Genomic DNA, 19,877 nt, shown 5'->3' with positions numbered 1-19,877 from the left:
CAGCTCTTCCTCTACATCTACTTCAAAAGAAAATCGATTATTAAACCTTATTTTCTGTATTTCCAGATAGCTGATCACATGACGGATCTCATCCTTTACTTTCACTTCATAACCTCCATTAATACTGATGCGCAGCAGCTTACCGAGGTTAATTGTCATTTTACTAATTTCCCTTTGCCCGTTTAAAGCGGCGAGTGCATTAATAGATTCAAGTGTATTGTATAAAAAATGAGGATTGATCTGCTGCTGTAGCACTTTAAACTGAGCCTCACGCTTGCGTTCCTGTTCTGTCTCAATGTCACTCATCAATTGTTGAAGTTTTCCGGTCATGTTATTAAAGCCCTGCGAAATGTTTTGTAATTCTTGAAATTTAAAACTTCCCATTCGTTTGCTCAGCCTGCCGCTTTCAACTTGTTTCATGCCATTTAACAGTTCATGAATAAAACGAGAAATTCTCTTTAAATACAATAAATTAAATAAAATGGCTGTTAACACCGTAAACCCAACAACGAGTAACATGGTGTTTCGGATATTAACGATTTCACTGGCAATTGTTTTCAAAGGCTTTATTGATACTAGGATGAGCTGTGAGTTACCTCCCGTTTCAAAACTAGACGGCATATACGTAATCAAACTTTTTTCACCGTCCCACTCATCAGTGAGGTAACCACTTTTATTTGTTGGAAATTCAGAAAAACTTTGAATGTCCAAAGTTTTACCAATGAAATTTCGATTTAATGAATAAAGCACGGTCCCCGCTTTATTTACAATCAATTCCTGGCTGGGACCTCCATAAATATCTTTAAAAATCGGATCAAATAAATCTAGTTTTACATGTAGTATTAAATACCCTAAATTATCAAGCGTGTTAAGATCCTTTACGACTCTTGATTGAGTTAGAATATAGTTCTGACTAAAAAAAAGATTTTGATTTTCATATGGAGTTAACCAAACCGGACGACCTTTCTGCTGTAAAACCTCATCCAAAAACAAACTTGAGCGAAGCGCATCTAAGCTCGTAACCATATCATCGGTATAAGTAATCACATTCCCATCATTCGTATAAAGAACAAGATTATCAATCTGTGAATTTCCATACATCTTTCCGGCGATTTCCTGCTGTTCGCTGTAAAATTCATAGATCGAGGACGTATTTTGTGTATTTAAATAGTCCTGAATGGCACTTGATGAAACCACATAGTCAGAAAAGGAATCCACTTCAGAAACAGCGGCTAATAAATTTCGATCAACCGCCTTTAAAGTTTGGATCATTTGCTCACTAATATTTTTTTGTAACGTGGTGGATGAAATTTTGTAAGAAACAATCCCTAGAATAATAATAGGAATTAAAACAAAACAGATAAAGGCTATAATTAACTTATGCTGAAATTTTATCATATCGGCACCTAATTCTTTTAATTAGCATTCGAATAGCGGTTAAACATCTTTTCTAGATTCTTAAGATAAACATCCATATTTTGATCATAGTAAAACTGTGCCGTATATTTTCGAAACTCGGATTCTGCAGCAGTTCCTCCTGCCCAGTAATGATTTGGCCAATTTACTACTTGCCCGCTTGCAATTTTTTCTCTTATTAAATGACCTTCTGTATGGGTGTTTGTAACTCCTTTAACAGCACTGATCGAACCGTCAAAATCGGAAATTCTTTGAGCGTTTTCCTTTTTTATTAAAAACGCTAAAAACGCCTTCGCTTCTTCAGGATGTTTCGTATCAGCTGAAATCGCAAAGCCGATATCCACTCCTCCCAATACATTATGATCCTTTTGATTTGATGCTGGAAACGGAAAAATCCCATAATTTAAATAAGGATTCGACTTTTCGATCATCGTTAACGCCCAAGTACCCATAATGTACATAGAACCTTCACCGTTTGCAAATTTTTTATTTACATCATAATAGCTGTCTTCAAAAGAATTGGGCTGCACATATGACAGCACCGTAAGGGTTTTTTCTGTTATTTCCCTCCACCTCGGATCAGATACAATTGAAAACTCATCCTTTTCCCAATAACTCGTTTCGAATTCATTTGCGACTAAGTTTAGATTAAAAATACTCGCCTGATTTGCATCTTTGTTTGGCATGAGTAAAGCTGTTTTTCCATTAGACTGTAACTCTTCCAAAACTTGCACAAACGAATTCCAAGTGTTAGGAACCGATAAATTTAACTCTTCAAAATGATCCTTATTATATAGAACTCCTACTGCATTTTGTGTTAAGCCAGCACCGTACATCTTTCCGTTTATAAGATAACGATTTTGGATAGCGGGTTGGATATTTTTAATGAAGGGTTCATTTGATAAATCAAGCAGATATCCTTTTTCAGCTCTTACCTTATAATCTTGTTCGATCGGATAAGTAATAAATAGATCTGGAATATCACCTCTTGCAATTCTTGCTTTTAACACGGTCATCGGTTCAGGTACAATGACCTGCTTAATCGTAACGTTAGGATGCAGCTCTTCAAACTCTTGAATGAGTTCATTAAAGATCACTTCTGTTTCAGGTTTCGGTGAAAAAAATTCAAGTTCAATCTTATCTTCTTTTTTGAGAGATTGATCTAATTCATTTCCTGTACAAGCGGCTAACAAGAGAATGATAAGAATGGGACTGATAGATAGAAATCGCTTCATATGACCTCCTAGATAATATCTAACTATTACTTTGTTTATCTATTATATCTACTATAAATCTCACTATCTTGCTAATTTGTTTTTCCCTTGGCTGAAGACAGCTCTAACTGTCTTCGTATTTCACGACAAGATTCACTTCATTGGCCCATCTAAATATATCGGACATGTATTATTTATCATTGAGTATATCAAACATTAATAAAACAGATAATAAAAAGAAAAACATTTGAAACAGTGAATTTATCTTCTGTTGTAAATTTAGCCACATAAAAAACTGCCCCCGTCATTGTTAGATACATGTCTAACAATGACGGAGGCAGTTCCAATCTTTGAGACCTACTTTCGCAAAAAAGCTGGCAGCTGTATCTCTTCACACTCATTAGTAGCTAACATTATCTGGACACCAGAAATATGTTTTATCAATTTGCTATCCTCTATTTCCAAGTTTTTTAGATTGGTATTGTAGCCTTGGTCCGTTTATAGCTTCTCTCTGTAGGTATTGAAAGAGGTCATTTTTTACTAGTGGGTAGGAAACATAAAATCCTTGGATTTCATCCGACCCTTTGTCCATAATGAATTGACATTCTTCTTCTGTCTCAATTCCTTCACAAACAACTTTCATATTAAGGTCATGTATTAAATTTATCATTGCTGAGGTGATTGCTGCGTTTTCTTTTGCTTCGGGAACGCCCTTCACATAGGAGCGATCAATTTTAATAATATCCATATTCAATTTTTTTAGATAAGTAATCGAAGAATTTCCTGTTCCAAAATCGTCAATGGACAAAAGAACACCCAAGCTTTTCAAGTTCGTTAGTATATCAAGTATTTTTTGTTCGTCACTAATCAAAATACTTTCTGTTAATTCCAGTTCCAAAGTTCTTGGAGGAAGTTTATAACGTTGTAACATATTATTAATGGCTTGGTCTAGAGTCGATTGATACAATTGTTTAACAGAGACATTAACGGAGACTCGAACATCTGTATTCCCTATTAAATGGAGATGCTTAAGTGTTCGCAGAGATTCATTAAGCACCCATTCACCAATGAGAACAATGTCTCCTGATTCTTCAGCCAAAGGAATAAACTCTTCTGGGTTAATCAAACCCAAATCAGGATGTTTCCACCTTAGCAATGATTCAAAGGTGGACGTTTTTCCTGTTTTCACATCTATTCTCGGTTGATACTCAAGAAAAAAGTCTCCATTAGATAAAGACGACACTATGCTATTTTGAATAAGGAATTTCCGTTCTTCTTGCTCTACCATGGAATCTTCAAAAACTTTGTAATCGTTTTTTTTCCTTGTTTTAACATAGTACATAGCCTTATCGGCTTTGCGAAGTAATTCGTTAATATCTTCTCCGTGAGTAGGAAAAACACTAATTCCCATACTAGCTGTCGTTCGAAATAATTTTTCTTCGAGATAAAATCCGGGTTTAAACGCCTCTATAATTCTTTTAGCTATGTTAATAGTAATATCAAACTCGCTGATATTCGGAATAATCAGGACAAATTCGTCCCCCCCTACTCGGGCAAGTGTATCTTCATTTCTTATACAGCTTAAAATTCGGTTTCCTGCTTCGATGATCATTGCATCACCAAAGTCATGCCCTAAATTGTCATTAATGAATTTTAATCGATCTAAGTCAATATACAAGATCCCCATCATAGATCCATGGTTTTTGGCTTCTTGTATATGACTATGCATAAGTTCTAATAATTTTCTACGGTTTGGTAACCCTGTTAAATAGTCATTATAGGCCAGTTGCTCAATGGTTTTCATATGTTCTTTTTGCTTGGTAACATCTTTTGAGATGCAAAATACACCCGTTACGAATGATTTAACGATGATAGGCATTACAGTGACATCCAGGTCGACCCTACGGCCTTCTTTATGAAATGCTTGGATCTGTATTCGTTGTGGTTTACCTGACAAAACTTGAACAAATAATTGTTCTGCCCCATTTCTAAATTCAGGCGCAATTAAATCAAGGGGGTATTGTTGAATCATTTCTTCCCTTGAATACCCAAATGTTCGAATGGCCATTTCGTTAACAGTGATGATATTTCCTTCAAGATCTAGTGAGAACACACTATCTAAGTTGTTATCAAACAGAGATTTATAGCGATTTTCAGTTAGTTCTAGTTTATTTTCTTCTACAAGGCGATCTGTAATATCTTGCATCGTTCCAATTGTTTGAATGGGTCGTCCATTATCATCGAGAAGGCATTGAGAGATGGAATGTAGTGTTCTTATACTTCCATCATCTAATATTATGCGGTAGATATTCGTAACGTTTTCCCCTGTAATTTCCTTTTCTCTACTATTTATTAAAGTATCTCGATCCTCAGAATGAACTTTGGACAATAAATACTCAAACGTAGGATTGATATTTGGAGACAACCCAAAGAGTTTGTAAGTCTGGGGGCTCCAAGTTAACTTATTGTTCACATTGTCAAATTCCCAATAGAGAATGCCTGCTATCTTTTGGGCCTGTGATAATACTTTTTCACTTTTTTCCAACTCATTCTGGATTTGACGCTTTTCTGTGACGTTAACGACACTTCCCACAACTACTTTCTTCCCATTAAAGGCTTGTAAAGAAGGATAAAGGTCTAAGTAGAGTTCTATACCATCCTTTCTTTTAGCTTTCACTTGATAATGGCTACTTACCTTTTTACCATCAAGCCTATCTTTGACATTCATAGACACTTTTTCGTGGTATTCTTCAGACAACAAATCATACGAGGTTATTGGTTTTTCATAGATTTCTTTTCGTGTATAACCGAATAATTCAGCAAAAGCAGGACTGACGTAAAGGAAAGCATTATCTTTATAGATAAAAGCAGCTATGGTCGAATTTTCAAGTGTTAGTTTATACTTTTCGATTTCCACTTGGTAACCAAAATACTTTAACTGTTGTTTCTTCACATACTCTAAAAAGATATATAACGGAATTATAGACATAACCATCAAAATAAGTTGAAATATCCAAGAAGGGATATTTAGAGCCAGGGATAAGTTGTGAATGATTATATGGTCAAGAAAGATGGTTAGAAACATCATCAGAAAGTATATAAATAAGACTGGGTATGTATAATTAGTGGACCATTGCATGACTACACCTTCTAGATTAATTTCAATTAATGAAAAGCTTTATATTCTATATTTGTAATAAGTCGTTTTTCTTATTATTGTTCTCATAGGTTTTTTATATGAATAACTATGAATAAAGTTATATTTTATCCTAAGTTGGTAAAAAAAACCACAACCATTTTCCCACCTATCCAGTATTAAATTTAGTAAAAGTTCTCGAAAAGTTTAAGATTTAGGAATTTAGTAAAAAAGCTCACCAAAAAGATTGGTGAACTTTAATAGAACGGATCAGACGCCCCGTAAAATTATTCCAACCCTTTTCGGAAACCCGGCCGTCATTGCTAAACTAAACTAAAGCTTTAGACCCGTAGCTTTGCGTCCTTATTTTTCAATAAGTTTGCCATTATCGATGGTTATTTACTATGTATATCGTCTTACATTTGAGTTATTTAAGTGGGAAATTCAGTTAAATTCTAATAATGTCTATAGCTGATTAAACATAACAAGTGATCGTTCTCCGACATATTTTAAATTAAAATTGTCGTTAGTTCATCACTCTGCAACAATACAGAGACGTGTCTGAAAGGTCGAGACGATGATGGTCAAGCATTTCTTTAAAAGCGTTCATACGACCAAACCAATAATCTTCTCCATTTTTCATATACTGTTTTCTTGCTGATTCGTATTCGTCTTTGGCCCATTGTATTAATTCTTGTGATTTCATGTTGATTCCTCCACTAGATCTATATGCCTATACAATATCAGTTAATGAAAGCGCATACAAGGACTAAAGTCACATTTTTACAGATTCTCTAAATCTAGCACTTTACTTAGAAAGATTGCTCTTCCTGTGTTCTCGTTCGATGTGACATTCACTTCTTTTACTTCTTTGTTTATTGTTTATTGTTTATCAAATGGCTGTTTTCGTATAGGCGTTCAACTATGTGGTTAGACATCTATGAAGAGTTCAGCGAACTATCAAAGTCAGAGAAAATGGCACTGTTTAATGCGATGAAAGAAGATTTATTTCCAGATGAAACAGACAAAATTACCGAACTATTGAAATCCATTAGGGAATCACGTTTTTCCTCTGGTATGGGGATTGTGGGAAATCTTTCAATGATATGACAAACACACCTTTTTCAGGTTCTCGGTACCCTGAAAAATGGGTGAAGTATATTGAAATGATGGTAGAAGGTTATACCCTACCTAAAATCGCTGAACGCCTTAAAATACACATTTCTACTTCGTTTTATTGGAGACATAAAATCTTGAACGTATTAGGTAGTCTCGGATTTGAACAGCTTTGAGAGTGACGAAACCTTCTTAAAAGAGTCTATGAAAGGTAAACGAAAAATAACACATAGAGAACCGAAAGAGCGTGGTGGCAAAGACCAAAAGAGAGGCATTTCCAATCTTAAAATCGCAGTGGTTGTAGCCCAAGACCGTAATGGTAATGTAGTAGCTCGAAAAGCTGGTCGTGGGCGTGTACGAGCAGAAGAAATAGATACCGTAATTGGGGAATATATAGACCCCTCTGCTTTGCTATGCACAGATACAGCTACAAATTATAAGAAGTTCGCTTTAATTAAGGGTTTAAAACACGAAACTGTTAATGTGAGCAAAGAAGGGTATGTCAAAAAGGGCATATACCACGTTCAACACGTCAATAACTTTCATAAACGCTTGGAAGATTGGATGGTTAGGTTTCAAGGAGTAGCAACAAAATACTTGGATAACTACCTATATTGGTTTCGTTGGCTTGAATTGAGTAAACAAATAGCATTTGATGAACGAGTCAAACATATGCTTGTTTCTGCTTGCTAAAAATCAAATCACTTAACAATAGAAATGCTAAAAGGTTAATTATTGGATTCGTATTTGTTGCTTCCTGGGAGTTTCTTGATTTCATTCCAAGATTCTATCGCTTCTTCACGACTTTTTCCTTGATTTTTAGGGTCTGCAAAATAATCACGAATGTATCGGTTATATTCGAATTGAGGTGCAATTTTTTTCTTGTATGAAGGGTCTTTCTTGCGTTCCTCCTCCTCATACCAAGCGTTTACAACATCACGATACGTCTTTCCAACGCTATTTTTAAAGTAGTTTTGAATATAGGTCGAAAAGTGGAATTTCGGGATTACTGTCTTAAAAAAAGCTCTTACATCTTGACTACAACGATGGTTTTCTGTAATGACTGTATCCAGACTTAAATCTGTTTGTGGTTCTATCTTCTTATTTACTCTTGATTTTCTGATAGGCTTTTTTATCTCCCCTGTCAGAAGATATGTTTCTATTCTATCGGAAATCTCTATTTTAGAGCCTGAAGCACTTATTCCATTTTCTCTACAAAATGATTGTAATTCTTCTTTTAACCAATAGTAATCTCTAAAACTTTCTACACTAATATCTTTTGTTAGATTAGATCTCATAAAACACACCCCCATTTATTTCCATTATAGAACAAATGTTCTTGTTTATCAAATTTAATATGATTAAAAACAACAAAGTTTACGAAAACAGCCTATCAAATAAAAGGCTTATCTATTGATGATTTAAAAAGTTTATAATCCAAAGCTCAAAGGAAGGTCAGGAATGGTCATATTCCTTATCTATTACAGGATGTGCCCAAAAAACTATAATTCTCTCTTAAATTTAGACTTATCTATTGAAATTCAAATTTGTTCAAATTCTGTTTAGGGAAAAAATAAAACAAGGCCAGACTCATTCGTTCCTTAAGTCAGCCCTGTTTTTTCATTTATGCAAAATGAAGTTGTTTTCTCCCATCCATCTTCTTACCATATGGCAATTCCTTAAAATGAACATATACTTCATCCCCAATGGAAAATTCCGTATAAAAATCTTGATGGATCACCCACTGCTCACCTTCTACCGTTACCGTGTAGTGAATCTCTTTTCCTTGATATTGTACATTCGTGATGATACCTTTTACACCATCGTCTCTAAATGAGATTTCTAGTTGTTCAGGACGAGCTGGAAAGATGTTTTCCCCTCTTAATTTTGAGGTGACCGCCGTTCCATCCCATTTAATTGAAGGTTGATGAAAAGGATAAAATGCTGTGCCTTCCCATTTTCCTTTTACTAAGTTCGCTTTCCCAACAAAGGCTGCAACAAATGGTGACGTTGGTGAGCTATAAATTTCCGCTGGCGTCCCTACTTGTTCAATATTTCCTTTATTCATGACAACGATTTTATCCGCCATGGCTAGTGCTTCACTTTGGTCATGTGTCACATACACAATCGAAGCCTTTGTAACCTGGTGTAGTAGTTGAATCTCCTTTCGCATCCCCATTCGCAATTCAGCATCTAAACTACTAAGTGGTTCGTCCATTAACAATAAGGCGGGTTTAGGAGCGATCGCTCGTGCTAAGGCCACCCTTTGTTTTTGACCTCCTGAAAGTTCACTTGGCATTCTTTCTCCAAGATGATCCATATCTACCATTTTTAACACTTCGTCTACTCTATGATCGATGCTTGTTTTCAGTTCTTCACTTAAAAATTGATGATGTTTTAAAGGAAAGCGAATATGATCCCTTACATTCATATGGGGCCACAAAGCAAAGGATTGAAACACCATCCCGATATTACGCTTTTCAGGTGGCAAGAAGAAGGTTGAATGAGCGATTACTTTATTATTCATCAACACTTCTCCTGAAGTTGGTGAATCAAAACCAGCTAATAATCGAAGCAATGTGGTTTTCCCACAGCCTGATGGGCCAAGAATCGCAACAAACTCCCCCGCTTTTATATCCAAGTTGATTTGACGCAAGGCTTGAAATGAACCAAAGCTTTTATTTACGTTCTTAATTCGAGTGGTCATGATGCAGCACCCTCCTATCCCATAACTTTTGTAAAACAGCTACCATTATAAAAGCTAACAATATAAATAGAACAATGATACTTGAGAAAGCAGTTGAATAAGTGGAATACCCTGCTTGTTCAAAATTAAAGATTACTAGCCCGATTGTCTCCGATCCACTAGACCATAATAGGGAGGAAACCGTTAGTTCCGTTAGTGAGGTTAAAAAGACGAGTAACGCACCACTGATAACTCCAGGGAAAATCAATGGCATCAAGATTTGCTTCCACTTATAAAATCCATTCGAACCACTCACTCTAGCTGCTTCCTCAATCGAAGGGTCAACCTGCATAAACGCGGTAATGCTTCCCCTGATCTGTAAAATTAAAAAACGTGTCACATAAGCGATTAATAGGATCGTGATGGTTCCATATATTCCGGGATTCCAACCCGGGATGGGTTCCATCCAAGCAAAAATCATCGCTAAGGCTAACACCGTACCAGGTAATGCATAAGGAATTCCAATGATCATCTCTAAACCTTTTGTCATCATAGAGGGCTTTTTTGTCCTAACATAAGCCATTCCCGTACCTATCACCAAACAAACAACCGTCGTGATCATCGCCAAATTGGCACTATTTTTTAAAGAGGTTATAGCCTTTTGATTCTCAAGCAGCACAAATTGATAGTTTTTTAAACTTATATTTTCAGGTGCAAACGGCAAACCATACGCTTTAATCAGAGATGCAGAAAGCATTGAAATAAGCGGTACCATGGTGGTTACTAGCAAAAAGCTCCATAAAAGCAGTTCAATCGTAAGTCGGGGCCCTTTAGTTAACAGTAATCTTGGTTCTTTATCCTCGACCGCTGTTTCCATATTTTTAGACTTCTTTAACAGCAACCACTGAAGATAAGTACCTGTTAAGGCAATGACTCCTAAAATAACAGATAAAGTGGCTGCCCTTTCAAAGGAATTGGGCCCTAGCCCTACGATTTGCTCATAAATATACGTGCTTAGCACTCTGATATTACCTGGTATCCCAAGAAACGCAGGAATGCCAAAATTATCTAAACTGGCAATAAAGGCTAGAAACCCGCCACTTGCTATTCCAGGTAACGCAAGCGGAAGGGTGATTTTTTTGAAAGACTGCCACTTGTTTGATCCTGAAACCCTTGCTGCATATTCAAGATCCCGAGGGATTTTTCTAAGAACACCCACCGCCAATAAATAGACAAGTGGATAATGTGCTAATCCCATTACAATGATGATTCCTTGTAAACTATACATGTTCAATGGTTCGACTGATCCAGGAAGCATACGTAATAGATGAGCGAAAAATCCATTTTTACTCATGAACTGAGTCCATGCCAGTGTCGTGATATAGGACGGAATAATAAATGGTAAAAAAATGAATAATTGAATCAGCTTTTTTTGCCTAATATTGGTGTACGCTACCACCCAAGCCGTGATCACCCCTAAGATGATTGCAATAATCGAAGAACCTCCAACAACATATAACGTGTTTTCAACCGTTTTCCATGTGGAACGATCTTGAAGGACGGACGTATAATTTCCTAAGGTTAAGCCACCCTCGGAAGAAAAACTAAGAAAAACCAGTCTACAAATAGGTAGAACAAAAAAGATCACAACGAATACTACACCAATGAAAAACCACCATTTATTTTGGTTTTGAACTCGACTGACAACATTTTGCAACATGGGGGATTTCTCTCCTTAGATGATTATGACCTTAAGAAATAAGGCTATCTCAACATAAGAATTTGAGTAGCCTTATAAAATAGTAAGCTTTTATTGTCCAAAAATGGTTTCAAATTCCTTTTTATCCTCTTCTCTTGCTTGATATAATTCACTAATGTCTGCATCCATCACATTCATTTCGTCAATCGTTTGTAAGCCTTCAGGAGCTTCCACACCTTTGCGAATAGGTGTATAGCCGATTTCCGCGGCTAATTCTTGACCTTCTTCTGATAAAACGAAATCAACAAACGCCTTTGCTGCTGCTTCGTTTTCAGCATCCTTCATAATACCAATAGGCTCTGTGATAACAGGTACCCCTTCTTTTGGATAGATCAGTTCTACTGGAGATCCTTCCGCTTTTGCTCGTGCGACGATAAAGTCAACAACCATCCCATATGATTTTTCACCATTGGCAACCGCTTGAAGAACCGCTCCATTCCCTTTTGTCACCGTCATTTCATTTTCTTTTAAACTCTTAAAATAATCCCAGCCAAATGTGTCATTTCGTGTAAATACACCTAAATTATAAGCAGCCGCACCTGAATAAAAGGGACTTGGCATGATGCTTTCCCCTTTAGAACTCTCATCTGTTAAAACATCCCATGAGTCCGGCATTTCTTTTACATTCGCTGTGTTTGCTACTAAGGCTGTAGCCATCACCTTTGTCCCAGCATACATGCCATCCGGATCGACTAGATTAGAAGGTATTTCACTGAGCTCCTCTGACTTATACTCAAGCAATAAATCTTCTTCCTTTAAATCCTCAAAGGTGACCGAATCCGCTACTAGTAAGACATCTGCTTGAATGTCTCCCGCTTTCTGCTCCGCTTTAATTTTGCTAATCACCTCTTCTGTTCCGGAACGATACGTTTGAACATTTACATCCGGATATTTCGCTGTGAACGCATCTACTAATTTTTGAGCATCCTCATCTGGTTGTGAGGTGTAAAAAGATAATTCTCCTTCAATGCCAGCCGTACTTTCACTAGTTGTATTACTTTCCTCACTACCGCAGCCAGCAAGCGCGAATGATACTAGACCTAATAGTAGTCCACCTTTTACTTTATTCATGTTTACTTCCTCCTTAAGAATATTGTTTTTGTGAATTAAAATGTTGATCTAATGATTCGTATGTAATTTTTGTATGTCTCTTTATGAACGAAGCCTTTCAAAACAATAGGATGCTCAACTACTGCTCGACCGAATGCTCGGAATCGATATGTAATCTTCCTCCTCTCCGAACCTATAAATGTAAGTGTAAAAGATAGATATTAAGCGACATTAGACGCACGACTAATATTTTGTAAATTTCTTGTATAGGGAATCATTCATATTTTTGCTATCTCTACCTTTTTAGATAGTATTATTTTCTAGAATAGGTGGTTTTCAGAAGGTTTGGGCGAGGAAGGAATGTTAATTATTTGTTACAAATTTACAATTACTTATTAAACAGGAATCTATTATTGATAGTAGTTGAACTTGGAATTGCTAGTAGCACTAACCTATTAGCTTCCTAGAAACACAAAAAAAACATGGTGATTATCACCATGTCTATGCGTTTATTACAAGTGTTTTGACAGCCAAGAAATCTATCAGGCACTAAACTAAAACCTCTTCCCATTCAAGCTGATTAATTTCTTCCATAATCTCTTTCACTTTATCCTCTGTCAGGTTGGCTTCTCCGATTTCAACTAGCTCTTTTAAGCTTCTAGCTTTCGTTGTAAATAGAGCAGGTGGTTTGGTAATACCTGGTGCTACTTTCTCAAGGACAGCTACTGCCTCTTGGTGATCAAGGAAGTCGATAATTTTCGTATTCTCTGTAAAACGTGGTCTTAGTCCCTCCTCGTTTGGATAGGTAAACTGATAGGATCCAGACCCGACTGTCACTTTTACACCCTCTGACGTTTCAATAAATGAATAGATATCACCCGTTACTAATAGCTCATCCCCTTCATAAACATCAACAAGTTTTGCTTTCGGTAAAAGAATGTCTGCTGTTGTATTAGGAGGAACCACGACTTCAACCGCTACCTGATCGTTTGTTAGCTGCCAGGAGGAGACAATTTTTCCATACATCGATTCATGGATGGCTTTTGCAGAAGTGAACGAAATTCCAGCAAATTTCGGTTCAATTTTGATTTTCTTATAGGCAGGACTTGTCGCATCCATATCGAGCCCTGCTATGACTTTGTACATCCAATTGCCAATTGAACCATAGGCATAATGGTTAAACGAATTCATTTGGTCACTCCAGAATGAGCCATCCGGCTTGATGCTATCCCAATGCTCCCAAACAGTCGTGGCACCTTTTTTAACTTGGTACAGCCAGGATGGATAATCATCCTTCATTAATAATTTTACCGCTGTTTCGTGATAACCACCTTTTGAAAGAGCAAAACAAATATAGGGAGTTCCCACAAAGCCGGTATTTAAATGATAGTCATTTAGCATAATTAATTCGTTCAGCTCATAGGCAGTTCTCTCTTTTGCTTTCCCATCGACCATATCAAACATTAAAGCAATGATATGAGCTGTTTGGGTTGGAGACACCAATCTTCCTGCTGGGGAAACAAATTCCTGATTAAATTGTTCGATAATATGATTTAATAAGATGCTATATTCTTCAACATCATCAGCTTTCTCAAGGACCTTTGCTGCATCTCTCAGTATTCTTGTGGAATACGCATAAAACACCGTTGCAATTAAATCCTTTGGTGTGGCACCAACAAAGCTATTTTCTTTGGCATCCAGGGCTAACCAATCACCGAAATGAAAGCCTGTGTTCCATAGGAATTCATTTTTGCCTTGCCTGCGAATATATTCCACCCAAGCTTTCATGCTGTCGTATTGATCGGAAAGCAAACGCTTATCCCCGTACGTCTGATAGACGGTCCAAGGAATAATCGTCGCTGCATCACCCCAGGCGGCGGAGCCCTTTCCACCCTCTACATTTGGAATAACAAATGGCACATTGCCGTCCGGAAGCTGATCGGCTTGTAAATCCCGTAGCCACTTGGTAAAAAATGGACCTCCATGGTAATTAAACAAGGCCGTCTGAATAAAGACTTGAGCATCTGCGGTCCATCCCAGTCTCTCACTCCGCTGCGGGCAATCGATCGGCACATCTAGGAAATTCCCTCTTTGCCCCCAAACAATATTCTGCTGCAGTCGGTTTACGAGTGGATCAGAACATTCGAATGTTCCAGTTGACTCCATATCAGAATGGATGACTTCTCCTATAAAGTGATCAAGTGGTAGTCCGTTTTCCTGTCCAGGATATCCTTCAATTTTCACATATCGAAAGCCTTGGAACGTGAAATTTGGTGCAAAGGTTTCAATTCCTTCCCCTTTGGCAATATATTCAACCTTTTGCTTAGCAAATTTTAGATTGCCAAAGTAAATATTCCCTTCCTTATCCAGTACCTCGGCATGTGTTAAGACAATTCGAGTTCCTTTTGGAGCACGGACTTGGAATCGAATCCGACCAACCATGTTTTGGCCCATATCTAGAACGGTATCCCCCGCTGGTGTAACAAAGGATTCCATTGGTTTTAAAACTTCTGTTACACGGACCGGGACATTTTCCTGTGCCACTAATTTCGTAATTGGCATGTCTGGAATAATGGTATCTTCCCAATCCTCATCATGGAAATGCGATTGGCTCCATCCCTCTTTTTCCAGTCTGGCATCGTACGTTTGCCCATGGTAAATTTCTGAGAATAAAATCGGTCCTGTTGCCGCCTTCCATGTAGGATCCGTCACAATTATCTCTTCTGTCCCGTCGTGATAAGTGACATGAAGTTGTAATTTTGCTGCACGTGTATCACCATAAATATTTCGATGATCCTCTCTTACCAGGTTCCCTTTATACCATCCGTCAGCTAGTACAATCCCTATGGCATTGGTACCCACTTGAAGCTGCTCAGTTATATCATACGTTTGATATTGAAGCCGTTTATGATAGCTAGTCCAGCCTGGAGCAAGAAGGTCCTCTCCAACCCGCCCGCCATTTAAGAATAATTCATATAAACCCACACCTGTTCCATACACCCGTGCCGAAGAAATACCTGTCTTAAGTGTAAACTCTTTTCGTAAAAGAAAAGCCGCTTCCGAGTGGAGATCCAGTTGCTTAGGGTCAGGTGTGATCCACTCGGCCTTCCATTCTTCTGATGAAAACAGGGAAGTTTCCCACCAAGCTGTTTCACTCCAATCCGATTCACGGTCATGGTTATCCCAAATCTTGATCCGGTAAAAATATCTTGTACGGGATTCAAGCTGGGGACCATTATATTCAATTTGAATGGATTCGTCTGATTGGACAATCCCTGTGTCCCAAATCGTTTCATGGAAATCTTCTTGATGTACCGCTACTTGAATCTGATACGCCTTTTGCATCGTTCCCCGCAGATCCGATTGGATCTTCCAACTAATACGAGGTCTTTTTATATCCATTCCTAGAGGATTTTTTCTATACTCACATGTTACTGCTTCTACTGTTAGGTTTGTCATTTTTCTAGATTCCTTTCCACACAAATTGTCAAAAGACAATAGGGATGAATATACACTCAAGTATACCTCATCCCCTGTCATATTTATCTAAGGTTAAGCTACTACTTCAGTATCAGGAGCTTTACCATCCTTTGCCTTCGGATCCATCTCAGGAATCGGGATGACAACCACTGCCGAAAGAATGGAGAAGAGAGCAAGCACTAGGAAAAATAATGTATATCCATCTCCACCAAACATGCTGACTCCTAAAGCAATGATGCTCGGTGCTGCAAAGTTTACTAATGTAGAAGACAAGCTTGTCGTTGTGTTCATGATCGAGATATCTTTTGCTGCCTGTTCTTTTGAAGGGAGAATCCGATTAACAAGGGCATTATCTACTGCATTGTACATCCCGAATCCAAAGTTAAAAATAAAGTTTCCGACGATGACCCATGTAACGTTTGTTGAAAAGGCAAAGGCAATTAAACAGAGTCCTGTAATAAGTGCTGCTCCCATTACAAAAGGCTTTTGTTTCTTCACCTTGTCAGATAAGAAACCTCCAAGAATTCCAGCTACAACCATTAACATAATAGCAGGAGCGGTAAGTCCCATGATCTTGAATATATCTGCTTCACCTAGGTGAAATCTTGTAATATAGAATAGTACTAACATCCCCATCCCTGCATTCGAGAAGTTAATAAACAACTTGGTTAGTAACGCCCATGTATAAGAAGGATGCTGTTTAAAACTTGGGTAGAAGCCACGGAGACCCAGTGATTTCTTTTCACTCGTTGTAATCCCGGCAAAAGAGTTATCTTTAATAAGGCTAGCAGCTAAAAATCCACCGATCAGTTGGACAATAATAATCGTAATCATTTTCTGTTCAAGAGTAGAATCGGCAAAAGCTCCCATAATCATTTGTCCCGTCATAACAAATGCAGGTGCAGATGCACCAATTAATCCGGCTACTCGACCATACTTTTCCGGTTCTACTTGTTCAGGTACAATGGCGTAGCATGCGAGAGAAACCATACCGTAAAAGAAGTTAACCAAACACATGGAAAGAATAAACATTGGAATGGAGGAAGCATACGTAAGGGATAACATTGAGAGGGCTCCGCCAATACTGCCCACAATCATCCAAAACCGCCTTCTCCCCATCTTTACTTTCGTCTTATCCGCTATCACTCCACTTAAAAGCCCAAAAAGTACGACGGCTATTCCGGATATTCCAGTGGCAGTAGCAAAGGCAGCCGTTGCATGTTCTTGACCAACAATTCGGATCACAATAAAAGTAGAAAGCCCAAATGATAGTAGAACTAGAGGCGCAATCGACGTACCTACTCCCAGCATAGCTGCTATTACCAATCTCTTAAAAGGCGTTTTATTCAGTAAACCATGTTCCATTTTCATAACCTCCCTAGTAATCATTCATTTTTCATATCGTAGCAAGTGTTTTCATTTTGAGTAATAGTAAAAGTGAAGAATTTCTTTGCGTGTTTCAAAGATTTTTACAGCCCCTGAATCCAAGACCCAGGGAGCCGTGAAAATTATTTACATACTAGACTGACCTGTTGAGCTAATCGTCCAAGGTACCTACCACTTTCCTTTACCTTTCTTTCCTGCGTCGTTCGGTTCACTTCAATCAAACCGAACTTCATCGAATAACCTGATTGCCATTCAAAATTATCAAACGTGCTCCAGTGAAGATACCCTCGAACGTCTAAACCTTCGTTCAAACAGTTCTCTACACCCTCTAATGCTTCTCGAATAAATTCTATCCGACGCTCGTCCTCATCCGTTGCGATCCCATGTTCGGTAATAATAATCGGTATCGATATATCTTTAGCAACCTTTCGGATTACATTACTAAGCGCCTTTGGATAAAACTCATATCCCATTTGGGTCAATTCCGCACCTTCCGCTGGCTTTACTTGCCCTTCTGGTCCGTAAACTTCCCTAGTATAATTTTGAAGTCCGAAGAAGTCATCTCCTTCCAACATATCTAGATATTGACGGAAATAACTGTTCCACTTTCGATCGGCCTCTTCCTCCCCTCCCGGAATCGACTGAATATCGGATAAAGCCATTGAAAAGCCTACTTTTGTATTTGGCTGAATCCGTTTGATTGCCTCACGTGCCTTACGGTGAGTTTCTTTTAAATTTTTGATAGAAGACTCATCTGAAATCATATGAAAGGTAAAGTAATTTTCTATAGTCGTACCGCACAATCGAGCAGCTGATTCTCTCCATTTAGGAGCCGTCCAGGCATCTCTATTCATTCCAACAGGTGGGATGAATCCAATTCTTGAAAAAATCTCACGTAACATGACCGGCAGATTGATTTCATTCATGGTCAGTACATACGGGATTAGATGTCCAATTTCACTGAAAACCACTTCACAATATTTCGCAAAACGGTCGGATACCTCTGGGCTTGCCCATCCGCCTAATCTCATCAGCCACTTGGGTGATGAAAAATGGTGCATCGCTACCATCGGTGTTATACCATGTTTGCAGCATGTCTCCAGTACATCCCGGTAATGTTCAATAGCCGACCGAGAGTATTGTCCTGGTTCTGGTTCTACACGAGACCATTCAATCGAAAACCGGTACGTGTTCAATCCCAAACTTGCCATTAGAGCAATGTCTTCCCGATATAGACGATAATGGTCGATTGTATCACCGGATTTATCTTTATATGGTGAGCCCTCCGCATGCTCTTCTGCCCAAAAATCGCTGTTCACATTATTTCCTTCCACTTGATACGCTGCTGTTGTTGATCCCCAAAGAAAACCGGGTGGAAATTGAAATTCCATTTCTAACACTCCTCACTGCTACAACTTACTTTCTGCTCTCATTGTAGCAAGCGTTTTCAGAGATTATAATGGTAAAAACAAAGATGATGATTGCTCGAATCAAAGATTTGAATAACACTATTCATTTTCAGGTTAAGGATTGGATGTAAGATGGGAAGTTGATGAAATGTTCTGGACGGATGTGAATGTAAATAGAAATGGCTCAGTTCCTATTGAACTAAGCCATTAGTTTTAGCGGTGGTTTTCCCTATATTCTTTCGGTGTTTGACCAAAGACCTCATTAAATTTTTTGTAAAAGAAAGAAACACTCGAATAACCAACTTCTTCGGTTATCTCAGGTATAGGCAAGTCAGAGTTTGATAGATACAGTGCTGCCTTATTTAAGCGTTGATTTTGTAGAAGTTCTTTAAACGATTTTCCTGTCGCTTTTTTTAGGACAGCTGATATATAGTTTGGGTGGTATCTAAAATAAGAAGCGATTTCGGTTAACGTGCATTCCTTATAATGGTCTTCAATAAATTTGAGAAAATCGAGGACAATCACATCATTCTGTGTCATCTGGTCCGTCTTTTTATCTGTCGTACTATTTGCGTGACGGATTAATTCTGTTAAGAGAATGAAAAGATACGCATTGATCATATCCGCCGAAACAAAGTCCTTATCAAAATATTCACACATGATTTGCTCCATAATCCCAACAATCTTGGAACCGTTTTCTAAAGGAAAATAAAGAAAGTTATTCTCTCTTCGCTTGTTAATGAGAGAATCTATTAAAAATTGAGAGATAATACTCTTGTTTGTAAAACGGCTAAGAAAGCCAGATGACAGGAAGTCATGCTTGAGTTTGATATCTATAATAATATCAGATAGTGAAATATCCTTTACCGTATGAGGAGTATTTTTATCAATAATAATAATGGCTCCCTCTGTAAGGCTCATTTCATCCTTATCAATAACCACTGTACATGATCCCTGATAGACATAGATCATTTCGATGTAATGATGAATATGTATAGGGACGTATGCAGCAGGCAGTTGTTGCCAGATTACAATGTTATCTTCTACAGGAGTAATGGAGGAATCGAAGCTAAGATTGAAGACATAAACTTCCTGTCCATTTACTTCAACTGTTTCGGGATTATAAACCTCTTTTATTACATTCCAATCTGGTGCTTCATTCGAGTTATTTGTTGATAGAAACGTTCGTAATTCTTGACTATTCATATAGGTTCCCCTATCTATT

12 protein-coding genes, 1 pseudogene and 1 riboswitch are annotated in these 19,877 nt (G+C 37.8%); of the genes and pseudogenes, 1 reads left to right on the top strand and 12 read right to left on the bottom strand.

The genetic code is table 11. The features are described from left to right. From ACGLXV_RS19165 to ACGLXV_RS19150, 4 genes are all read right to left on the bottom strand, one after another. Window positions 1-1,398: sensor histidine kinase (locus tag ACGLXV_RS19165; protein ID WP_391559927.1), on the bottom strand; the 1,398-nt coding region annotated here is incomplete at its 3' end. A 17-nt stretch (window positions 1,399-1,415) separates the two neighbouring features. Continuing rightward, complete coding sequence (locus ACGLXV_RS19160) at window positions 1,416-2,651, bottom strand: ABC transporter substrate-binding protein (protein WP_391559926.1); 1,236 nt, start codon at window positions 2,649-2,651, stop codon at window positions 1,416-1,418. Window positions 2,652-3,078: 427 nt separating this feature from the next. Then, window positions 3,079-5,769 carry a sensor domain-containing protein gene (locus ACGLXV_RS19155; protein WP_391559925.1) on the bottom strand — a complete coding sequence of 897 codons (2,691 nt, stop codon included), beginning with the start codon at window positions 5,767-5,769 and terminating at the stop codon, window positions 3,079-3,081. Window positions 5,770-6,067: 298 nt separating this feature from the next. Then, a riboswitch (cyclic di-GMP riboswitch) is annotated at window positions 6,068-6,160 on the bottom strand. A 132-nt stretch (window positions 6,161-6,292) separates the two neighbouring features. After that, window positions 6,293-6,472: a hypothetical protein gene (locus ACGLXV_RS19150; protein ID WP_391559924.1), complete on the bottom strand. Its 180-nt coding sequence runs from the start codon at window positions 6,470-6,472 to the stop codon at window positions 6,293-6,295. Between the two features lie 218 nt (window positions 6,473-6,690). Here ACGLXV_RS19150 and ACGLXV_RS19145 point away from each other — a divergent pair. Next, a pseudogene (locus tag ACGLXV_RS19145) lies at window positions 6,691-7,575 on the top strand (IS1595 family transposase). Window positions 7,576-7,610: 35 nt separating this feature from the next. On the opposite strand, the gene ACGLXV_RS19140 reads toward ACGLXV_RS19145, so the two are convergent. The 8 genes from ACGLXV_RS19140 to ACGLXV_RS19105 all read right to left on the bottom strand — a co-directional run. Further along, on the bottom strand, window positions 7,611-8,180 hold the full coding sequence (locus ACGLXV_RS19140; protein WP_391559923.1) for a DUF6434 domain-containing protein: 570 nt from the start codon (window positions 8,178-8,180) through the stop codon (window positions 7,611-7,613). Window positions 8,181-8,506: 326 nt separating this feature from the next. Then, window positions 8,507-9,589, bottom strand: coding sequence for an ABC transporter ATP-binding protein (locus ACGLXV_RS19135; protein ID WP_391559922.1), 1,083 nt, complete (start codon window positions 9,587-9,589; stop codon window positions 8,507-8,509). Next, on the bottom strand, window positions 9,573-11,288 hold the full coding sequence (locus ACGLXV_RS19130; protein ID WP_391559921.1) for an ABC transporter permease: 1,716 nt from the start codon (window positions 11,286-11,288) through the stop codon (window positions 9,573-9,575). Before ACGLXV_RS19130 ends, ACGLXV_RS19135 begins: the two co-directional genes overlap by 17 nt. A gap of 90 nt (window positions 11,289-11,378) precedes the next feature. Continuing rightward, window positions 11,379-12,398, bottom strand: a complete 1,020-nt coding sequence (locus ACGLXV_RS19125) for an ABC transporter substrate-binding protein (protein ID WP_391559920.1) — start codon at window positions 12,396-12,398, stop codon at window positions 11,379-11,381. A 528-nt stretch (window positions 12,399-12,926) separates the two neighbouring features. Next, window positions 12,927-15,836, bottom strand: coding sequence for a family 78 glycoside hydrolase catalytic domain (locus ACGLXV_RS19120; protein WP_391559919.1), 2,910 nt, complete (start codon window positions 15,834-15,836; stop codon window positions 12,927-12,929). Between the two features lie 93 nt (window positions 15,837-15,929). Then, window positions 15,930-17,222, bottom strand: coding sequence for an MFS transporter (locus tag ACGLXV_RS19115; protein ID WP_391559918.1), 1,293 nt, complete (start codon window positions 17,220-17,222; stop codon window positions 15,930-15,932). 143 nt (window positions 17,223-17,365) lie between these two features. Next, window positions 17,366-18,634, bottom strand: a complete 1,269-nt coding sequence (locus tag ACGLXV_RS19110) for a glycoside hydrolase family 1 protein (protein ID WP_391559917.1) — start codon at window positions 18,632-18,634, stop codon at window positions 17,366-17,368. A 231-nt stretch (window positions 18,635-18,865) separates the two neighbouring features. Beyond that, window positions 18,866-19,877 (bottom strand): helix-turn-helix domain-containing protein (locus tag ACGLXV_RS19105; RefSeq protein ID WP_391559916.1); only part of this gene is annotated, 1,012 nt, incomplete at its 5' end.

The sequence above is a fragment of the Robertmurraya sp. genome (genome assembly GCF_036676585.1).
Taxonomy (GTDB): domain Bacteria; phylum Bacillota; class Bacilli; order Bacillales; family Cytobacillaceae; genus Robertmurraya_A.
Note: the sequence above shows the minus strand (reverse complement) of the source record. Positions and strands in the feature narration are given on the sequence as shown.

What these genes read in the sequence shown, in the direction of transcription:
- ACGLXV_RS19135 (WP_391559922.1), bottom strand. Translation starts at nt 9,589, where the DNA reads ATGACCACTCGAATTAAGAACGTAAATAAAAGCTTTGGTTCATTTCAA.
- ACGLXV_RS19150 (WP_391559924.1), bottom strand. Translation starts at nt 6,472, where the DNA reads ATGAAATCACAAGAATTAATACAATGGGCCAAAGACGAATACGAATCA.
- ACGLXV_RS19130 (WP_391559921.1), bottom strand. Translation starts at nt 11,288, where the DNA reads ATGTTGCAAAATGTTGTCAGTCGAGTTCAAAACCAAAATAAATGGTGG.
- ACGLXV_RS19115 (WP_391559918.1), bottom strand. Translation starts at nt 17,222, where the DNA reads ATGGAACATGGTTTACTGAATAAAACGCCTTTTAAGAGATTGGTAATA.
- ACGLXV_RS19120 (WP_391559919.1), bottom strand. Translation starts at nt 15,836, where the DNA reads ATGACAAACCTAACAGTAGAAGCAGTAACATGTGAGTATAGAAAAAAT.
- ACGLXV_RS19155 (WP_391559925.1), bottom strand. Translation starts at nt 5,769, where the DNA reads ATGCAATGGTCCACTAATTATACATACCCAGTCTTATTTATATACTTT.
- ACGLXV_RS19140 (WP_391559923.1), bottom strand. Translation starts at nt 8,180, where the DNA reads ATGAGATCTAATCTAACAAAAGATATTAGTGTAGAAAGTTTTAGAGAT.
- ACGLXV_RS19110 (WP_391559917.1), bottom strand. Translation starts at nt 18,634, where the DNA reads ATGGAATTTCAATTTCCACCCGGTTTTCTTTGGGGATCAACAACAGCA.
- ACGLXV_RS19160 (WP_391559926.1), bottom strand. Translation starts at nt 2,651, where the DNA reads ATGAAGCGATTTCTATCTATCAGTCCCATTCTTATCATTCTCTTGTTA.
- ACGLXV_RS19125 (WP_391559920.1), bottom strand. Translation starts at nt 12,398, where the DNA reads ATGAATAAAGTAAAAGGTGGACTACTATTAGGTCTAGTATCATTCGCG.